Source organism: Pantoea sp. EKM21T, assembly GCF_011800405.1.
In the GTDB taxonomy this organism is placed as follows: domain Bacteria; phylum Pseudomonadota; class Gammaproteobacteria; order Enterobacterales; family Enterobacteriaceae; genus Pantoea; species Pantoea agglomerans.
Genome location: NZ_JAALFV010000002.1, coordinates 395932 through 414570, shown reverse-complemented (window position 1 = coordinate 414570; position 18639 = coordinate 395932). Strand labels below are relative to the sequence as shown.

21 protein-coding genes are annotated in these 18639 nt (G+C 55.7%); 12 read left to right on the top strand and 9 right to left on the bottom strand.

Annotated features, from left to right (window positions below):
- Window positions 1-63 precede the first annotated feature (63 nt).
- Window positions 64-330, top strand: a complete 267-nt coding sequence (locus HFD87_RS05485) for a DksA/TraR family C4-type zinc finger protein (protein WP_010244737.1) — start codon at window positions 64-66, stop codon at window positions 328-330.
- A 3-nt stretch (window positions 331-333) separates the two neighbouring features.
- Here HFD87_RS05485 and HFD87_RS05480 read toward each other — a convergent pair whose 3' ends face one another.
- Window positions 334-432, bottom strand: a complete 99-nt coding sequence (locus HFD87_RS05480) for a YoaK family small membrane protein (protein WP_008925225.1) — start codon at window positions 430-432, stop codon at window positions 334-336.
- 43 nt (window positions 433-475) lie between these two features.
- Window positions 476-799: a hypothetical protein gene (locus HFD87_RS05475; RefSeq protein WP_167423051.1), complete on the bottom strand. Its 324-nt coding sequence runs from the start codon at window positions 797-799 to the stop codon at window positions 476-478.
- A 359-nt stretch (window positions 800-1158) separates the two neighbouring features.
- Between HFD87_RS05475 and rhaT the strand changes: the two genes are divergently transcribed.
- Window positions 1159-2193 carry an L-rhamnose/proton symporter RhaT gene (gene rhaT, locus HFD87_RS05470; protein WP_033787799.1) on the top strand — a complete coding sequence of 345 codons (1035 nt, stop codon included), beginning with the start codon at window positions 1159-1161 and terminating at the stop codon, window positions 2191-2193.
- 173 nt (window positions 2194-2366) lie between these two features.
- Here the strand turns inward: rhaT and rhaR are convergent, their stop codons facing one another.
- Window positions 2367-3230, bottom strand: coding sequence for an HTH-type transcriptional activator RhaR (gene rhaR, locus HFD87_RS05465; RefSeq protein WP_167423050.1), 864 nt, complete (start codon window positions 3228-3230; stop codon window positions 2367-2369).
- 11 nt (window positions 3231-3241) lie between these two features.
- Window positions 3242-4063 (bottom strand): HTH-type transcriptional activator RhaS, encoded by an 822-nt coding sequence (gene rhaS, locus HFD87_RS05460; RefSeq protein ID WP_029519526.1) that lies wholly within the window; start codon window positions 4061-4063, stop codon window positions 3242-3244.
- A gap of 291 nt (window positions 4064-4354) precedes the next feature.
- Here rhaS and rhaB point away from each other — a divergent pair, with 291 nt between their 5' ends.
- The 4 genes from rhaB to rhaM are packed head-to-tail and all read left to right on the top strand — an operon-like array spanning window position 4355 to window position 8233.
- The gene (rhaB, locus tag HFD87_RS05455) at window positions 4355-5827 is read left to right on the top strand and encodes a rhamnulokinase (protein WP_167423049.1); all 1473 of its coding nucleotides are present in this window, start codon (window positions 4355-4357) and stop codon (window positions 5825-5827) included.
- Window positions 5820-7076: an L-rhamnose isomerase gene (locus tag HFD87_RS05450; protein WP_167423048.1), complete on the top strand. Its 1257-nt coding sequence runs from the start codon at window positions 5820-5822 to the stop codon at window positions 7074-7076. Before rhaB ends, HFD87_RS05450 begins: the two co-directional genes overlap by 8 nt.
- Before the next feature lie 10 nt (window positions 7077-7086).
- Window positions 7087-7929: a rhamnulose-1-phosphate aldolase gene (gene rhaD / locus HFD87_RS05445; protein ID WP_167423047.1), complete on the top strand. Its 843-nt coding sequence runs from the start codon at window positions 7087-7089 to the stop codon at window positions 7927-7929.
- Complete coding sequence (gene rhaM / locus HFD87_RS05440; RefSeq protein WP_010670186.1) at window positions 7919-8233, top strand: L-rhamnose mutarotase; 315 nt, start codon at window positions 7919-7921, stop codon at window positions 8231-8233. The genes rhaD and rhaM overlap by 11 nt, the downstream gene beginning before the upstream one ends.
- Window positions 8234-8280: 47 nt before the next feature.
- On the opposite strand, the gene HFD87_RS05435 is transcribed toward rhaM, so the two are convergent.
- Complete coding sequence (locus HFD87_RS05435; RefSeq protein ID WP_167423046.1) at window positions 8281-8931, bottom strand: TetR/AcrR family transcriptional regulator; 651 nt, start codon at window positions 8929-8931, stop codon at window positions 8281-8283.
- Between the two features lie 307 nt (window positions 8932-9238).
- Here HFD87_RS05435 and HFD87_RS05430 point away from each other — a divergent pair, with 307 nt between their 5' ends.
- Complete coding sequence (locus HFD87_RS05430) at window positions 9239-9496, top strand: DUF1471 domain-containing protein (RefSeq protein WP_031592385.1); 258 nt, start codon at window positions 9239-9241, stop codon at window positions 9494-9496.
- Between the two features lie 39 nt (window positions 9497-9535).
- Window positions 9536-9793 (top strand): YdgH/BhsA/McbA-like domain containing protein, encoded by a 258-nt coding sequence (locus HFD87_RS05425; RefSeq protein WP_010670183.1) that lies wholly within the window; start codon window positions 9536-9538, stop codon window positions 9791-9793.
- 61 nt (window positions 9794-9854) lie between these two features.
- Here the strand turns inward: HFD87_RS05425 and HFD87_RS05420 are convergent, their stop codons facing one another.
- From HFD87_RS05420 to HFD87_RS05405, 4 genes are all read right to left on the bottom strand, one after another.
- Complete coding sequence (locus HFD87_RS05420) at window positions 9855-11039, bottom strand: sugar transporter (RefSeq protein WP_167423045.1); 1185 nt, start codon at window positions 11037-11039, stop codon at window positions 9855-9857.
- A 174-nt stretch (window positions 11040-11213) separates the two neighbouring features.
- On the bottom strand, window positions 11214-11756 hold the full coding sequence (gene cybB / locus HFD87_RS05415) for a cytochrome b561 (protein ID WP_010244777.1): 543 nt from the start codon (window positions 11754-11756) through the stop codon (window positions 11214-11216).
- A 112-nt stretch (window positions 11757-11868) separates the two neighbouring features.
- On the bottom strand, window positions 11869-12129 hold the full coding sequence (locus tag HFD87_RS05410; RefSeq protein WP_031592383.1) for a hypothetical protein: 261 nt from the start codon (window positions 12127-12129) through the stop codon (window positions 11869-11871).
- 167 nt (window positions 12130-12296) lie between these two features.
- Window positions 12297-13550, bottom strand: coding sequence for an MFS transporter (locus HFD87_RS05405; RefSeq protein WP_167423044.1), 1254 nt, complete (start codon window positions 13548-13550; stop codon window positions 12297-12299).
- Window positions 13551-13645: 95 nt separating this feature from the next.
- On the opposite strand from HFD87_RS05405, the gene HFD87_RS05400 reads away from it, so the two are divergent.
- The 4 genes from HFD87_RS05400 to HFD87_RS05385 all read left to right on the top strand — a co-directional run bounded on the left by HFD87_RS05400 (window position 13646) and on the right by HFD87_RS05385 (window position 18256).
- Window positions 13646-14539, top strand: coding sequence for a LysR family transcriptional regulator (locus tag HFD87_RS05400; protein ID WP_167423043.1), 894 nt, complete (start codon window positions 13646-13648; stop codon window positions 14537-14539).
- A 130-nt stretch (window positions 14540-14669) separates the two neighbouring features.
- Window positions 14670-15887: an ROK family transcriptional regulator gene (locus HFD87_RS05395; RefSeq protein ID WP_010244790.1), complete on the top strand. Its 1218-nt coding sequence runs from the start codon at window positions 14670-14672 to the stop codon at window positions 15885-15887.
- A gap of 113 nt (window positions 15888-16000) precedes the next feature.
- Complete coding sequence (gene bioD / locus HFD87_RS05390) at window positions 16001-16699, top strand: dethiobiotin synthase (protein ID WP_010244793.1); 699 nt, start codon at window positions 16001-16003, stop codon at window positions 16697-16699.
- 180 nt (window positions 16700-16879) lie between these two features.
- Entirely contained in the window at window positions 16880-18256 is a 1377-nt protein-coding gene (locus HFD87_RS05385; protein WP_167423042.1) for a nucleobase:cation symporter-2 family protein, read from the top strand.
- Window positions 18257-18639: the final 383 nt, after the last annotated feature.

Below are 18639 nucleotides of genomic sequence, written 5' to 3'. Positions count from 1 at the left end.
GCGGCAAAAACGTCAATATGTTGTAGATTTAAAGGAGTGAAGTGGTAATAAAGGGGTTAAATCATGGCAAATGGATGGGCGTCAGAAGGCGCAGTACAGGAACAGATCGATAGCACCGTCAATGACGGCATTGAGCGGGTAAGACAGTCGATCGGACAGGGCGAAAGCGCCACCGAATGTGAGCTCTGCGGCGAGCCGATTCCCGAAGCGCGTCGTCAGGCGCTTAAAGGCGTGCACTATTGTGTGGCGTGTCAGGAAAAAATCGACAAGCAGCAGCAGACCAGCAGTTTATATAACCGTCGGGGCAGTAAAGACAGTCAGTTGCGCTGACCTTCAGGAGCCTGGCATCGCCAGGCCACTGCCAATAAACCACGCCAGAAAGCCCACGCCCGCCACAATGATGGCGATCGGAAACAGAATTCCAATTCTCATAATTTACCTGCTGCAAACAGCGATTTCAGGGGCTGCGATCTTATCATGAGATCTGCAATACGGCGCGGTGGGTTTTCAGCAGAGTGAACAGCTGGAACTGCGTTGCATCATTTTCCTCCCGCAACACCTCACCTTTTTTATAGAGAATATGGTGAACATGTCCGAGCTGACGCCAGACCACTATCGCTGAGGAGATCAGGGCGCAATGCTGATCCGCCTGCACACACTCAAGGGTGGCATAGTGGGTTTCATCCAGGCCATTCACAAACACCTTTATCGCATCTGCAGGTAATATCGCGCGCAGATCATCCAGCATTACCTGGCTGACTGACTGCGAAAGAAACAGCGTTAACCACTTTGTCGTCATCCCATTCCCTGATCCGATCAATTTTCCCCAGTTTATACGACCTTGCCCGCGTTAATGAAAGGCTTCTTTGCACATTTGCCAACCTTCCCTTGTGAATGGCAGTCAGATCAGAATTGTGCTGCGCCACACAGCAAAAATGAAAAAAACATTGAATAATAAGTTACTTACTTAACTAATCGTCCGGTTTTCTGACAACGGTGAAATTGTGATCCCTGATGGGCACAACGGGTAAATATTGCCACTTCACTGTGGCTTCCGGCATTTATCCAAAGGCTGAGGAATTCCTGCTGAACGTAGACTGCCTGCTGAGCGGAAGCAGACAGGTTTCCGACAGGCCTCAACCTAACCGGGGAATAACAATGAACAGTGCCATTATTGCGGGTATCTTCTGGCATTTTGTCGGAGCTGCCAGCGCCGCGTGTTTCTACGCGCCTTTTAAACAGGTGAAAAGATGGTCATGGGAAACCATGTGGTCGATCGGTGGCCTGATGTCGTGGCTGATCCTGCCGTGGGCGGTAAGTGCCATTTTACTGCCAGATTTTATGGCCTATTACAGCAGCTTCTCGCTTTCGCAACTGACGCCGGTATTTCTGTTTGGCGCGATGTGGGGCATAGGCAATATCAACTACGGCCTGACCATGCGTTATCTCGGCATGTCGATGGGAATCGGTATCGCGATTGGCATTACCCTGGTGGTCGGCACGCTGATGACACCGCTTCTGCAGGGGCGCTTTGGTGAGCTCTTCGCGTCGGCGGGTGGCCGGTTAACCTTGCTGGGCGTACTGGTGGCACTGATTGGCGTCGGGATTGTGTCGCGTGCCGGGCTGTTAAAGGAGCGGGCGCTGGGGATTAACGCAGAAGAGTTTAATCTCAGAAAAGGACTGGTGCTGGCGGTGATGTGCGGCATCTTCTCGGCGGGTATGTCCTTTGCCATGGATGCGGCTAAACCCATGCATCAGGCCGCCGCTAATCTGGGCATCGATCCGCTGTATGTAGCTCTGCCCAGCTACGTAATCATTATGGGCGGCGGCGCTCTGGTTAATCTGGCCTTCTGTTTCTGGCGGCTGGCCACCCGGCCAGAGCTGTCGGTGCGTAAAGACTTCTCGGTCGGGAAGTCGCTGCTGATTGCTAATACCGCGTTTGCGGTGCTCGGCGGCACCATGTGGTATCTGCAGTTCTTCTTCTATGCCTGGGGCCATGCCAGAATCCCGGCGCAGTATGACTATGTCAGCTGGATGCTGCACATGAGTCTATACGTCCTGTGTGGTGGTCTTGTGGGGCTGCTGATGAAGGAGTGGAAGTCTGCGGGACGCCGCCCGGTCAGCGTGTTATCAATCGGCTGTGTGGTGATTATCATTGCCGCCAATATTGTGGGACTTGGCATGGCGGCCTGATCGCGAATAGTGACTCTGTCTTTATGCAGGCGGGGCCTGCCAGACTGATGGCTCACTCCGTCGGGGTTTTACTTACAACAACACATTAGTTTAATTCGCAGGCACTGTTTCCCGGCAATGTGGAACAGCTTTTCTCTGTTACCTCAACGGGCCTGCTATGCAGGCCCGTTTTATTAAGACTCGGCACTTTTCAGTGCCTGGCGTGGCGCGATAAATTGCTGTCGCCAGGCGCTGGGAGGTAAACCGGTGTCACGGGTGAAAACCACCGAAAAATAGTTACTGTCATCAAAGCCGCAGCGGGCGGCAACCTCACTAATCAGACAATCCTGGGTGCGCAGCAGATATTTTGCCTGACAGAGCTGCAGCTGACGCAGGTAATGACCGATGGTCATCCCGGTCTGCTGACGGAAAAGCTGCCTCAGCGCCCGTTCGCTGAGCTGGTTCTGCTGACAAAACTCCGCGAGATCAAAGGGGCGGGCAATCGCACCCTGTAACGCTGACATCAGCAGATCGAGCTGTTCCCCCTCCGGCAACGCCCAGGGGCGGTCGGCCGCGTAGCCGTGGCGGCGCAGAATCAGCGCCAGCTGTAAAAACAGCGCCTCCGAGAGCTGAACTGAAAGGGGGTCGCTTTTGCGGCTTTCACGCTCCAGCTGGCTGATCACTCCCCGGGCCAGCGCCATCCCTCGCGTGGTCAGCCGCCAGCCGCCTGGCGCATCCGGTCCCTGTTGCGGCAGCAGCTGATTCCAGTCAAGAGCAAGACCAAAGCGGTCAGGACAGTAGAGGATGTTATCCAGCACCAGATCGTTAACGCTGTCGTAGCTGTGGCAGTCACTGTCGCGGATATAAAAAACGTCGCCACAGGTAATCAGCCAGGGCCGATCGTTGAGGACGTGCAGGCCATTGCCGCGCCAGACAATCACGATTTCACTGAACTCGTGTCGATGCGGCGGGAAAGAGGGTTGTGGCATCATTTCGGCGACCGCCACCGGTAGAGTAGTGGCGGGAAAATAGTCATCCCGACTGAGTATCAATGCCATGATTGGCTCCTTTACATCATCTGCTGGCGCTCCGCTCGCGGTGCGCAGCCAAATTCGCGCCTGAACAGGGTTGAGAAATGGTTGCTGTCCCCAAATCCACACTGGAAGGCGATATCGGTAATTCGCATATCACTGTGACGCAGCAGATGACGGGCCTGCAACAGCCGCACACGGTTCAGGTAGCGCTGCGGCGTGCTACCGGTTTGCTGCTTCATTTGCCGATGCAGGGTACGCAGCGACAGGGAGAAGCGGTCAGCCAGTTCATCCCAGATAATCTCATCACTGTAATGCTCACCCAGCCAGTCGAGCAGACGATGCAGCCGCGCCTCCTGATCCTGACTCTGTCCGTCAATGCACGCCTCACGCAACAGCACCAGCAACTGTAAAAAGAGCTGTTCCTGACGCGCCTGTTTTTCCATCGACCAGGTATCATCCGGCTGCATCTGCGCCGCCACACTCAGCGCCTGCGTCATCACCTTTTGATTGATGCGCCAGTGGGAAGCATATTGCCCGTCCTGATCGCAGGGCAGTAAAGCCTGTAACCCGGAGAGAAAGCGAAACGCGCCGGGGCTGCGATAAAGCACGTTGGTCAGACAAAGGTTGTCGGTCTGCTCATAAAGATGACGATCGTGATCGCGCACAAAGCAGACGCAACCGGCGCACAGCGTTTGTGGCTGACCATTAAACACATGAATGCCAGAGCCTTGCTCAACCAGCACAATTTCATGGAAATCATGATGATGTTCCGGGAAGGCGGCCTGGGGTACGCGGGGTTCAATCGCAATGGCGTAATCGCCTTCGGGGAAAAAATCCGCACTGTGCAATATGGTCATGGTCATCTCTCGCTGCTTAACAAAACCGTAACGCAGTCTAATCAGCACGCTCTAACCTTACCTTGAATTTTCAGCCTGACTCAGCAGGAATCATGCTGATTTTTCAAGAAATCCTCAGCAGTTAACAGATTTGCGGCAGGGGTCACATCCTCCTGCCTTTCGCCTCTGTGATCTCTCTCACGAAGTTCTTTGCAAGTCTGCCAGGGCTTATCAGCCGCTGGCACTCCGGGGAAGGTCTTTAACCGGCCAGGTTTTTACTCTGTGACCACTCAATCACAGGGAAAAGTCGCCATGACCAGGAGAAACATTGTTGCTATTGATCTCGGGGCATCCAGCGGGCGCGTCATGCTCGCAAGCTGGGATGCTACGCAGCGCCAGCTCGCGCTTCGTGAGGTCCGGCGCTTTAAAAATAAGCGCCAGCGTCGTGCCGGTTATGACTGCTGGGATCTGACGATGCTTGAGCAGGAGATACGCGCCGGGCTGGCTCAGTTAGATGAAGAGAAGATCGTGCCAGACAGTATCGGTATCGACACCTGGGGCGTTGATATGGTGCTGCTGGATGCAGAGGGCGAGCCGGTGGGTGAGGCGGTCAGCTACCGCGATGCGCGCACCCACGGCCTGATGGAGCAGGCGCAGCACGAACTGAGCCGCAGTGCCATCTACGCCCGAACCGGCATTCAGTTTCTGCCATTCAATACGCTCTATCAGATGCGTGCCCTGCATCAGCAGCAGCCCGACTGGCAGGCCCGCGTGGCGCATGCGCTGATGATGCCGGACTACCTGCATTATCGCCTGACCGGTAATCTCAACTGGGAATACACCAACGCCACCACCACGCAAATGCTCAATATTCACAGCGGCGAATGGGATCGTGAGCTGCTCGCCTGGGCGGGCGTTGCTCCTGAATGGTTCGGTCAGCCGCAGGCATCGGGCAACACCGTCGGCCACTGGGTCAATAGCGCGGGTGTCCCGGTCCCGGTGATTGCCGTCGCCACCCACGACACCGCCAGCGCGGTTCTGGCAACGCCGCTGATGCAGGACGATGCGGCCTATATCAGTTCCGGAACCTGGTCGCTGATGGGCTTTGAAAGTTTGCAGCCTTATGCCTGCGATGGCGCATTACGCGCCAATATCACCAATGAGGGCGGCGCAGAAGGCTACCGCGTACTGAAAAATATTATGGGCTTATGGCTGTTGCAGCGCATCTGCGGCGAACTGCAGATTGACGATCTCAGCGCACTGATTGATCAGACGGCCCGCCAGCCCGCCTGTGTTTCACTGATTAGTCCCAACGATGCGCGCTTCATCAATCCCGACAGCATGGTTAACGAAATTCAGAACGCCTGCGCAGAGCAGGGAATGCCGGTGCCACAATCTGCCGCCGCGCTGGCCCGCTGCATATTTGACAGCCTGGCACTGCTCTATCGCGAGGTGATCCAGGAGCTGGCAGAGCTGCGAGGCAAACCTTTCAGCCAGCTTCACGTGGTAGGGGGCGGCAGTCAGAACCGTTTTCTTAACCAGCTCTGTGCCGATGCCTGCCAGATTCCGGTGCTGGCAGGTCCGGTTGAAGCCTCCACGCTGGGTAACGTTGGTTGCCAGCTGATTGCACTTGGCGAACTGATCGATGTGGCTGATTTCCGCTGCAGCGTCATCAACAACTTCCCACTGGAAAAATTCGAACCGCAAACTCACAGCGTCTTCAGTGCCAGTCAGGCACGCTTCGCGACGCTGAGTCAACCCGCTAAGGAACCCGCTTATGACTAAGCAGATTGAACAGGCTTTTGAACTGGCTAAACAACGCTACGCTGACAATGGAGTTGATGTTGAACAGGCCATTCGCCAGCTGGACGGCATTCCTGTCTCGATGCACTGCTGGCAGGGGGACGATGTCCGGGGCTTTGAGAACCCACAGGGCGCATTGACTGGCGGCATCCAGGCGACCGGCAACTATCCGGGGCGGGCACGCAATGCCAGTGAATTGCGCAGCGATATCGACAAGGCGATGTCTCTGATCCCAGGCGCAAAACGTCTGAACCTGCACGCTATCTATCTGGAAAGTGACAAGCCAGTCGATCGGGATGCGATTGAACCTGCCCATTTCACCAACTGGGTCGCCTGGGCGAAAGAGCACAACTTAGGGCTGGATTTTAACCCCAGCTGCTTCTCGCATCCGATGAGTGCCGACGGTTTTACGCTGTCGCACAGTGATAAAACCGTGCGTCAGTTCTGGATCGATCACTGCAAAGCGAGTCGCCGCATCTCCGCTTCGTTTGGTGAGCAGCTTGGCACGCCGTCAGTGATGAATATCTGGGTGCCGGACGGCATGAAAGATATTACCGTGGATCGCCTGGCCCCGCGTCAGCGTCTGATGAGCGCACTGGATGAGGTCATCTCAGAAAAACTGAACCCGCAGCACCATATCGACGCGGTTGAGAGCAAGCTGTTTGGCATTGGCGCAGAGAGCTACACCGTGGGCTCCAATGAGTTTTATCTTGGTTACGCCGCCAGCCGCCAGACGGCACTATGCCTGGATGCGGGACATTTTCATCCCACCGAAGTGATCTCCGACAAAATTTCTGCCGCGATGCTCTATGTGCCGCGTCTGCTGCTGCACGTCAGCCGCCCGGTGCGCTGGGACAGCGACCATGTGGTGCTGCTGGATGATGAAACTCAGGCGATCGCCAGCGAGATCGTCCGCCATCAACTGTTCGACAAAGTGCATATCGGACTCGATTTCTTCGACGCCTCTATCAACCGGATTGCCGCCTGGGTTATCGGCACCCGTAACACTAAAAAAGCGCTGCTGCGTGCTCTGCTGGAGCCAACCGATCGTCTGCGCCAGGCCGAGAACGAGGGTGATTACACCGCGCGGCTGACGCTGCTGGAAGAGCAAAAATCATTGCCGTGGCAGGCGGTATGGGAAGCCTGGTGCCTGCGCCATGACGTCCCGGCTGATGCCAGCTGGTTAGGCGACGTCCGCCATTATGAACAACAGATTTTGAGCCAACGTTAAGGATTTCACTATGCAAAGCATTCTTTCTTCCGGGTTTGTTAAGGGAATGGTCAAAGCAACCAGCGATATGTGGCTGAAGGGCTGGGACGAACGTAACGGCGGCAACGTCAGCCTGCGTCTGCTGGAAGAGGAGGTTAAACCTTTTGCCGCTGATTTCTGCCTGCAACCGCGCTGTATTGAGCTGACACAACCCGCGCCGGCGCTGGCGAACGACTGGTTTTTGGTGACCGGGTCAGGAAAATTCATGCGTAATGTCCAGCTTGATCCGGCGGATTGTCTGGCACTGCTGCAGATCGATGACAAAGGGCTCTCTTATAAAATTCACTGGGGCCTGTCGAATGGCGGTTTGCCCACCTCTGAACTGGCGTCACACTTTCAGTCTCATGCGGTGCGTAAAGCGGTCAGCAAGGGTGCAGACCGGGTGATCATGCACTGTCACGCCACCAACTTTATGGCCTTAAGCTATGTGGTTGAGATGGATTCCGCCCGCTTTACCCGCCTGCTGTGGGAAGGGAGTACCGAATGTCTGGTGGTGTTCCCGGACGGTGTGGGTGTTTTACCCTGGATGGTACCCGGCACCGATGAAATCGGCACCGCGACCGCCGGACAGATGCAGTCACATACCCTGGTGATGTGGCCATTCCACGGTGTCTTTGGCACGGGCCCGACACTCGATGAGACTTTTGGTCTGATTGATACGGCGGAGAAATCGTCAGAAGTGATCGTCAAAGTGCTGTCGATGGGCGGTATTCGTCAGAGTATCACCACAGAACAGCTGGTTGCATTGGGTGAGCGCTTTGGTGTGAAGCCGTGGCAACCGGCGCTGGATGCAGGGCCTGCTAATGCTGCGTAAAGCCTTTGTGATGCAGGTGAATCCTTATTGCCATGCAGAGTATGAGCGTCGTCACTCACCGATCTGGCCTGAACTGGCCGAAACCCTGAAAGCGCACGGCGCGCACAACTATGCCATCTGGCTGGACGCCGAGCGGCATCTGCTGTTCGCCAGTGTTGAGATTGAATCTGAGGAGCGCTGGAACGCGGTGGCAGAAACGGAGGTCTGTCAGCGCTGGTGGGCATCAATGAAAGATCTGATGCCGTCGAATGCAGATAACAGCCCGATCAGTGAGCCGTTAAAACCGGTTTTCTTTCTGGAATAAAATCGGGAATAAAAGATGAAAAGGGCGGCATCGCCGCCCTGATATTTTCAATGCTTAGCCTGACACAGGCCGGTGAGTGTCGGCCACATCGCCATCAGCGTATCAATAATGCTCTCCAGATCGTCACGCTCAACGCCTTCACGCGCCCGCACCGACATGCCCTGCAGCATACAACTCAGATAACGTGACAGCGCTGGAATGTTTACTGACGCACTCAGTTCACCACGCTGCTGACGCGCCAGCAGAAAATCCTTTAACACATGCTCCTGCGACTGATGCTGCTGTTGCAGCATGGTGGCAATCTCTGCTGAAGCCGCAGACAGGGCGGTTGAGGTGCAGATAAAGAAACAGCCGCCGGGAGAGTCGCGTTCGGTAAAACAGGCCGCGGTGGCGCGGAAATAGGCTTCAATAGCCCGATCCACCGGTAACTGGTCATCGCCCAATGCCGCTTCACGCCATGCACTGAACTTCTCCACATAGCGCTCCATCGCCGCGCGAAACAACCCCTCTTTATTAACAAACTCGGCGTAGAGGGTTGGCGCTTTCGCGCCGGTTGCGGCCACCAGATCGGCCAGAGAAGTTCCCTCGTAACCGTGCGTCCAGAACAGGGTCAGAGCTTTATCGAGCGCTGCTTCGCGATCGAACACTTTTGGTCGGCCGCGGCATTTCTTTACATCGCAATCCTGAACCTGACTCATACACCCTCACTGACAGTAAAACACCCTATTAAATTACCGATCATTATAAAAATGTGCAAGGCCTGGCGTGGATGTCGCCGGCAGGGGTTGCCATTTTGTGCGCCAGCGCATTATTACAGCCCCTTAGGTTAAGTCAGAAAAGAGGCTGAAGCCCATAATCACGCCACTTCGCGAATAAAATAACGCTCATTAAATAAATGTTGACGACAAACCGTATCGGGGTCTATCATTTGTTTAACGGTCATTAATTAAATAGTGACAACCCATTCAGACCAACCGAATTTCAATATTGAATAGAGAGATTATTATGAAAAACATCAAAACCACCCTGGCAGCGCTGGCACTGACTACTCTGACTTTTGGCGCATCTGCCGCTGACCTGGTGACCAGCGAACCTGTTAATCAGCAGCCAGTTGGCACCATCTCTGTACTGGGCGGCACCAATCTGTCTTCTGTTGAAGCGCAGCTGAGTGCTAAAGCGGATGAAGCGGGTGCGAAATCGTTCCGCATCACCTCAACCAGCGGCCAGAACAAACTGCACGGCACGGCTGTGATTTATCAGTAATTTTTGTTTTTCAACAGAATAAGTGAGAAGGGGTTCGTTATGAAAAGTATCAATATGATGGTCGTGGCGGCTGTGCTAAGCGGTCTGTCATTTGCCAGCGTAGCGGCCCAGCAGGTCAGCAGCACACCGCTGGATCAGCAAAAAATCGGTGTTATCAGCGCAACGGGCAGTACTAATCTGCTTTCGCTGGAGCAGCAGCTGTCAGAAAAGGCCAGCGATGCAGGAGCAAAGTCTTTCCGCATCACTTCGACCTCTGGCAGCAACAACCTGCATGGCACAGCCGTTCTTTATAGATAAAGTGATCGGTAAATAACCCTGAACAGGCTTCAGATAACCCGCTTATCTGAAGCCTTTTTTATTATCCGTTACTGCGTAACTGTGGATAACGACGGAAGATATAAACACACCAGAGTAACGCCACCAGGCCAATCATCCCGCCGACATTGCCGACTTCCGCCATGCTCAGATGCAGGCTGACCTGATTACCCAGCAGCGCACCCGCGCCGATACCGATATTGTAGATACCGGACATCAGCGACATCGCCACATCCGTGGCATCCGGTGCCAGCGACAGCACCCGCACCTGCATACCCAGTCCGATCATCATCATCGACATTCCCCAGACAACGCATAGCGTTGAGATAGCCGCAGGGCGAACGGCAGCAAAAATCAGCAGGCCCATGCACAGGGTGATCAGGGCGATGGCCGCAATCAGCAGTCCGGAGGGAAACTTATTACCGAGTGTGCTGAACAGTACGCTACCCACAATGCCCGCAGAGCCAAACAGCAGCAGTAGCAGGGTAGTGAAGTTGCCACTGGAATGGGCCACGGTTTGCATAAAGGGCTCGATATAGCTGTAAGCGGTGTAATGCGCGGTAACGACCAGCGTCACCAGCAGATACATGCTGACCAGCGCCGGACGGCGAAACAGCATCGGCACACTGCTCAGCGAGCCGGTATGTTCACTCGGCAGACGCGGCAGGATGCGCACCAGCATAATCATCAGCACCAGTGCCGAAAGGCCAATCGCGCCGAAGGTCGTACGCCAGCCAAGATACTGACCCACCACACGGCCAATCGGCACGCCCAGCACCATCGCCAGCGCGGTACCGGTTGCCAGCATACTTAGCGCCTGAGTTTTCTTACCGGCCGGAGCGACGCGAATCGCCAGCGAGGCGGTGATCGACCAGAACACCGCGTGAGACAAGGCGATACCCACGCGTGACACCATCAGCGAACGGAAATCCCAGGCAACGGTAGAAAGAACGTGGCTGACGATAAAGATCAGGAACAGCACACCCAGCAGCAGTCGTCGCTCAATATTGCGGGTCAGCAGCATCAGCGGCAGTGAGAGCAGTGCAACCACCCAGGCATAGATGGTCAGCATGATCCCGACGTCAGCCGTCTGCATTGAAAAGTCAGCAGCGATGTCAGATAACAGGCCAACCGGCACAAATTCGGTGGTATTAAATACAAAGGCGGCGATGGCCAGCAATACCACGCGTAGCCAGGCAGTTTTACGTGAAACAGTAGTTGGTTGCATGAGGAGTCAAGTCAGTCAGTACAGCGAATCGGATGCGGCAGAAACATCCAGCGAAAGTGACCTGCGTCACAAATTACTGACCATTGTAGTGAATAAAGCGGGAAGAGAAACCTTATAAACGCCTTTTAATGCTGAAATTTTTTTATCGCCCCATCACAGGGCGATAGCCTGAGGTTATTGACCGCGACGCCGGGCGGGCATCATTCGCAGCAGAGTATTGTCTTTAAGCAGATAGTGATGGAACAGTGCGGCAGCAGCATGCAGTCCGATCAGCCAGTAACCCAGCGGTGCCAGGGTTTCATGCCAGCCAATCAGCATATCCGCCATATCAAAGTCAGGTTCAGGCGCAACCGGCATGCTGATGCCAAACAGCCACCATTCCCGACCTTTAAGATAACGCGATGTCAGGCCGAGGATCGGCAGAGTGATAAACAGGGCATAGAGCAGGGTATGAGTCAGATGTGCCAGCCCGGTTTGCCAGCGCGGCGGAGCGGGAGTAATGGGCGGTGTGCGATGCCGGGTGCGTAAAAAGAGGCGGGCAAGCATCAATACCAGGATGGTCGCGCCGGCGCTGAAATGGGTAATGATCATGGCATAACCCTGCCAGGATCCGCGCTGTGCAAAACCGCGCAGTTCAATGGTGGCGTAGGCCGTCACCACCAGTAAAAAGGTGAGCCAGTGAAGGGCTATCTGAGCGCGCGCAAACTTATCCCGCATTGTGCATTCCATTAAAGAGAATCAGAAAGATTAACATAACGGAAAACAGCGGTAATTCTTAACAAATTAGCGCAGCGGGAAAAATTTTTTCCACCTTACCAGGTGGATCAGATTAACGCGAAGACGGTGTGTGCTTCAGGGCCACGCTGAGCTGGGTGGCCTGCTGGTCAACATTTTTGAGTGGACAACAGTTTTCACAGCCGATTGCGCCAGCATAATATTTTTTAGCCTGCAGGATGGCGGCATTCACATGGTAAAAACTGCCCAGAAACATACGGTTATCGATGTCGGGAAGATGGGGGCAGCCTGCGGCATGAACCACATGATTATTGTTATATCCTGATTGTTTATTGACGTAGTAGTAGAGAGCCACAGGCGTTCCTTGTTGCCGTGTTAAAAGGCAAAGCAGATGAATTATTACAATAAAAACGATTATAGCGGGAAACCTGCATTTTGTTTGCTGTGGCTCTGAATAGCGCGTTTATTGTGATAAACCGCCAGGCCCGCAGGAGAAGCCAGGCCTGGCATGAGAAGACATTCTCAGAGTTTTTTACTGTGCAGACGCCAGGCAACCAGTAACGCCAGGATCAGCAGCACGCTGATAAACAGCGTAATCCCGCTCCAGCCAAAGTTATGCCAGAACACGCCACCCAGCGTACCCGCGACGCTGGAACCCACGTAGTAGCTGAACAGATAGAGCGAAGAGGCCTGGCCTCGTGCCCGGCGCGCCCGGGGGCCAATCCAGCCGCTGGCAACCGCATGGGCGGCAAAAAAACCGGCGGTGAACAGCATCATCCCTGGCAGGATCAGCCAGAGGGAGTTGAAGGCGGTAATCAGCAAACCCAGCAGCATGATGGCGGTAGCACCCAGCATCACAGGACCCCGACCCAACCGGTTGGTCAGCGTGCCCGCTTTAGGCGAACTCCATGAGCCGGTGAGGTAGACCACTGATAACAGTCCGACCACGGCCTGGCTGAGATGCCAGGGCGCATCCAGTAAACGGTAGCCAATATAGTTAAACAGGGTGACAAAGGCTCCCATCAGCAGGAATCCTTCGGCAAACAGCCAGGGCAGGCCCGGATCGCGCCAGTGCAGCCGGAAGTTAATCAGCAGATTACGCGGACGCAGCGTAATGGGCCGGAAATGGCGCGACGCAGGCAGAATCTTCCAGAACATCAGCGCCGAGGCCAGCGAAAAACAGCCGATTACCGCCACGGCGAGTCGCCATGAGAAGAGGTCAGTCAGCACGCCGCTCAGCAGTCGACCGCTCATCCCGCCTATCGAGTTACCGCTGATATATAACCCCATGGAAAAGGCGACGACCCGTGCATCCATCTCCTCGCTGAGGTAGGTCATGCCGACCGCCGCCACGCCACTCAGCGACAACCCCATCAGCGCCCGCATAATCAGAATGCCGTGCCAGCTGGTCATGGTGGCCGAGACCAGCGTGCAGATGGCGGCCAGCATCAGGGCTGTGACCATCACCGATTTACGACCAATAGCATCAGAGAGCGGCCCGGTGACCAGCAGGCCCAACGCCATCAGGCCGGTCGAGATGGAGAGCGACAGGCTGCTGGTTGCCGGAGAGATACCAAACTGCTGTGACAGCACCGGCAGAATCGGCTGCACACAGTAGAGCAGGGCAAAGGTCGCCAGCCCGGCGGAGAAAAGCGCCAGCGTCACGCGCATAAACTGTGGCGAATCCCGGCGGATATGACCTGAAGCGGCAACTGACTCTGGCGGCGCAGAGACCGCATTCTCATCCACTGTGACAGCATGTGTTGAGCGACTCACACATCTTCCTCAAATTTAGAAAACCTGTCGTCAGCTTAGGAAAGCGGCATTATGATGTCTAATATATTAATAATCTCAAATGAGACGTTTAAGATATGAATATCGAACTGCGTCATCTGCGCTACTTTGTTGCGGTGGCGGAAGAATTACATTTCGGGCGGGCGGCCCAGCGACTGAACATTTCTCAGCCGCCGCTCAGCCAGCAGATTATTCAGCTGGAAACAGAAACGAGCGCAAGGCTGTTCAATCGCACTAACCGCAGCGTGCAGCTTACCGCTGCCGGACAGCAACTGCTGAGTGACGCCCGCGCGATTCTGTTGCAGGTCGAGCAGGCGGCCGATCGCGCCGCCCGGCTGCATCGTGGTGAAGAGGGGGAGCTGCGGATTGGCTTTACCTCCTCGGCCCCGTTTACCGCCGTGGTCTCTGACGCGCTATTCCGGTTTCGTCAGCGCTGGCCGCAGGTACATATTCAGATGCAGGAGATTAATACCCGCCAGCAGCTGGCACCGCTTCATGATGGACGGCTCGATCTTGGCGTGATGCGCAACACGCCACTTCCCGCCGATCTGCGTCATCAGCTGCTGCTGAGTGAGCCGCTTTATGCGGTGGTGCATAAGGCGCATCCGCTGGCTGACGCCGATAAAATCTCTGTCACTGCCCTGGCGGCGGAACCCTTTGTCTTCTTTGACCCTCAGGGCGGAACCGCGCTCTACAGCGATATTCTGGCGCTGCTGCACCGCTACCATATCAAGCCCTTTATTACGCAGGAAGTGGGTGAGGCGATGACCATCCTTGGGCTGGTGGCAACCGGGTTAGGCGTCTCCATTCTGCCTGCCTCATTTCGTCGGGCGCGGCTGGCCGATCTGGTCTGGTTGCCATTAACGGAAGAGGATGCCATTTCAGAGCTGTGGCTGGTCTGGTCAGCCGGACGCGAAATAAATGCACAGATGGAAAACATGATGGCGTTGCTGCGGCGAAACCGGCACTGATGCGCGGGCAACACCGCATCAATCTGTGCGATAAATCACATTTCTAATCAAATATTTGACGCTGTCGCCGGATCTGGCTCACCATGGCGCATGTTTATTTAGAAGCGCGAAAATAACCGGGAGCAGGGTTGTGAATCCGGACAGTCAACCTGGCCACATTGACCAGATCAAGCAGACTAATGCAGGTGTCGTATATCGATTAATTGACCGTTATGGTCCCATTTCGCGTATCGAACTTTCCCGCCGAGCCCAGCTTGCTCCGGCCAGCATTACCAAAATTGTGCGTGAAATGCTGGACGCACATTTAGTGCAGGAGACCGAGTTTCAGGATCCCGGCAGTCGTGGTCGTCCGGCGATAGGCCTGATACTGGATACCGACGCCTGGCACTATCTGGCTATTCGCCTGCATCGCGGCGCCATGACGTTTACGCTGCGCGATCTCAGCAGCAAGGAACTGGTGGAAGAGAGCCTGCCGCTGCCTGATGAGTCTGCTCAGCCGTTACTTACCGCGCTGATTGAACAGGTTGATGCCTTCTTTATTCGTCATCAGAAGAAGCTGGAACGCCTTACGGCCATTGCCATTACATTGCCAGGGCTGATCAACGCCGCGTCAGGTGTGGTGCATCGGCTACCGGGTTATGAGGTGCGCGATATGCCGCTGGGCGATGCGCTGGCGGCACGAACCGGCTTACCGGTGTTTGTGCAGCACGATATTTCAGCCTGGACGCTGGCGGAGTCGCTGTTTGGTGCCTCACGTGGGGCGCAGGATGTGATTCAGATTGTGATTGATGAAACCGTGGGAGCCGGGGTGATCAGTGGCGGTCAACTGCTGCATAAAAGTGGCAGGGCGCTGGTCGAGATCGGGCATACTCAGATCGACCCCTATGGTCAGCAGTGCTACTGCGGTAATCATGGCTGTCTGGAGACCGTGGCCAGCACCGGCAGTCTGCTGGCGCTGGCGGCGCAGCGTCTGCCGGCCCAGCCCGACAGCCTGCTCAATAATCAGCCGCTGACGCTGGAGTCGCTGTGCGCGGCGGCGCAGTCTGGCGACCGTCTGGCGCGCGACACCATCGCCAGCGTGGGTCATCATGTTGGCCGGATTCTGGCGATGATGGTCAACATCTTCAATCCTCAACATATTCTTATCGGTTCCCCCCTGAATGCCGCCGCGGATGTGCTGTTTCCGGCCGTGAGCAACACCATTCTGCAGCAATCACTCCCGGCCTACAGCGCGAGTATCCAGCTGGCACCTACCGAATTTAGCGAGCCGGGAACGTTAGGCGGCGCAGCCCTGATCAAAGACGCGCTCTATAACGGACACCTGTTAGTGAAACTGTTGCAAGGTTAAGCGGGCCTAATCTTGCGCTAACGCAATCTGTTCTCATCCTCCATTCCTTAAAATGCCGGTTCGCAGCAAGGTTAATCACCGATTAACCACAAAGGTTCGAGAGGAGAAGTTGAGTGAACAGACTATTTGTTACCGGCACTGACACCGCAGTGGGCAAAACGGTGGTGTCACGCGCCCTGTTACAAAGTTTTATCCAGGCCAGGCTCAGTGCCGTCGGGTACAAGCCCGTCGCGCGCTGCGCGGTCAAAACCGCTGACGGCCTGCGTAACAAAGATGCACAGGTTCTGCAAAGCGCTTCATCCATCGATTTGCCCTATCAGGCGATCAATCCGCTGGCCTTTCAGGAAGAGGAGATCTGCACCCATCCGAGCCAGATCATTGATTACGCATTGCTGACACAGGGCTTAAGCAGCCTGACGGAGCAGGCCGATCGCGTGGTCGTGGAGGGCACTGGCGGCTGGCGCAGCCTGATGAACGACGGACGTCCGCTCTCCTGCTGGGTCGTTGAGCAGCAGCTGCCGGTGGTGCTGGTGGTCGGTATCCAGTCGGGCTGTATCAGTCACGCCCTGTTAACAGCAGAAGCGATAGCGCAGGATGGACTGCCACTGGTGGGCTGGGTGGCCAATCGCATCAATCCGGGACTGGCGCAGTACAGCGATATTATTGAGATTCTGCGTGAAAAAATTAGTGCGCCGCTGCTGGGCGAGCTGCCTTATCTGCCGCGTGCAGAACAGCGCGATTTGACGCCTTACATCGATATTTCTCTGCTGGAGCAGAACAATCTGCACGCTGTGAGTGCAAAGATCGCCTGATTATGAAACAAACTAAGTCATCTGAGTCGGCAATGAGCCTAAAGTTTCAGGCTTGTTGTCGGCTGTCTTTAACTATTTCCATTTAGAATTGAAAGACCTGGCTCGGATATTGCGAAATCGTGGCGTCATGGCGCAGAAAATGCATTAACTCCGCTTATCACACTGAGCTGGAGCCCCATCATGTCGCACTCGCACGAGAAAGGTTTGTTATATGGGCTTGAAGCCCGCATTGGCCCCGCCCCGGCGTTTTTCGCCGCACTGCAACATCTGCTGGCCAGCGTGGTGGGAATCATCACGCCGCCGCTGATTATTGGCTCCGTTCTGGGGTTGCAGGCCTATATTCCTTATCTGATCAGCATGTCATTGTTCGTTTCCGGCTTAGGCACGTTTATGCAGGCCAGACGCTTTTATGGCATCGGGGCGGGTATGATCTGTCTGCAGGGCACCAGCTTCGCGTTTCTGGGGGTGATCCTCTCGGGTGGTCTGATGGTGAAAGGGCGCGGTGGTTCGCCGGAAGAGATTATGGCGATGCTGTTTGGCTGTAACCTGGTGGCGGCGTTGATTCCGATTCTGATCAGCCGCTGCGTCGGCTCGCTGCGCAAAGTGCTGACGCCGGTGGTGACCGGCACGGTGATCACCCTGATTGGCATCAGCCTGATAAAAGTCAGCATTACCGACTGGGCGGGCGGGCACAACGCCACAGATTTTGGATCGCCGGGAAATCTGGCGCTGGGGGCGCTGACGTTGCTGGTGATCGTGGCGCTGAACCGCTCGCGAAATCGCTGGGCTCGGCTGGTGGCGGTGGTGGCCGGAATCGCGGTGGGATGCGTTGCCGCGGCCTTGACCGGTCATCTGCGACTTAATGTTGCGCCGGAGAGCAACTGGCTGGTGCTGCCCGCGTTCTTCCGGTTTGGTTTTGCCTTTGACTGGACCATTTTCCTGCCGATCGCGCTGGTGTCAGTGATCGCGGTAATTGAAGCCGTCGGCGACCTTACCGCTAACTGCCTGATTTCACAGCAGCCGATCACCGGTAAACCTTTTCAGCAGCGGTTGCAGGGTGGCATTGTCGCCGACGGCCTGAGCTGTGTGCTGGCAGCGGTCTTCTCCGCCTTTCCCAACACCACGTTTGCGCAGAACAATGGCGTTATCCAGATGACCGGCGTCGCCAGCCGTTACGTCGGTATGCTGCTGGGAATCATGCTGGCGCTGCTGGGGCTGTTTCCCTGTATTGGCTCCCTGTTGCAGCAGATCCCGCCGCCGGTGCTGGGCGGGGCGACAATCGTGATGTTTGGCAGCGTGGTTGCCGCGGGCATCCGGGTGATGACCCAGACGCCGCTGGGTCGCCGCGAGATGCTGATTGTGGCGATCGCTTTTGGTATTGGTCTGGGTGTGGAGGCGGTGCCGGATGTGCTGAAGCAGTTCCCGCCGCTGATTAACAGTCTGTTTGGTCATGCGGTGACGACCGGCGGTATTCTGGCGATTGTGCTGAACATGGTGCTGCCGGACGAGGCGCCTGTGGTGGAAGAGGTGGAGGCGGAAACGCTGACGGAGAGCTAAAAAGCAGAAGAGCCGATGTATCTCTCACATACGGCTCAAAAATCCAAAGCGATGGGAGCATATGCCTGTATCAAAGCATCGCGGACCAGGGATGGGCCGCGCTGAGCATGCCATGGATGGCATCTTTTGCGTCTTTGCTACAGGCGTATGCTCCCTGAGCTACTACCTGAATTGACAGACAGGACAGGCCGTGACTTAACTGGCTTTAAGATGGAGTCTGCGAAGGGAACAGGGTCAGATCGGAAAGTCGCAAAAGCCGCCATCCGTGGCACGCTCGGCCCGCGCAATTACGCACCTCATCCCTGAGGTGCGCCCGTACCGGGCCAACGCGTTGCGTTGTTCAAAAACGCTCCCGGCGTTTTTGTCCATGGCGCGGGACGCTT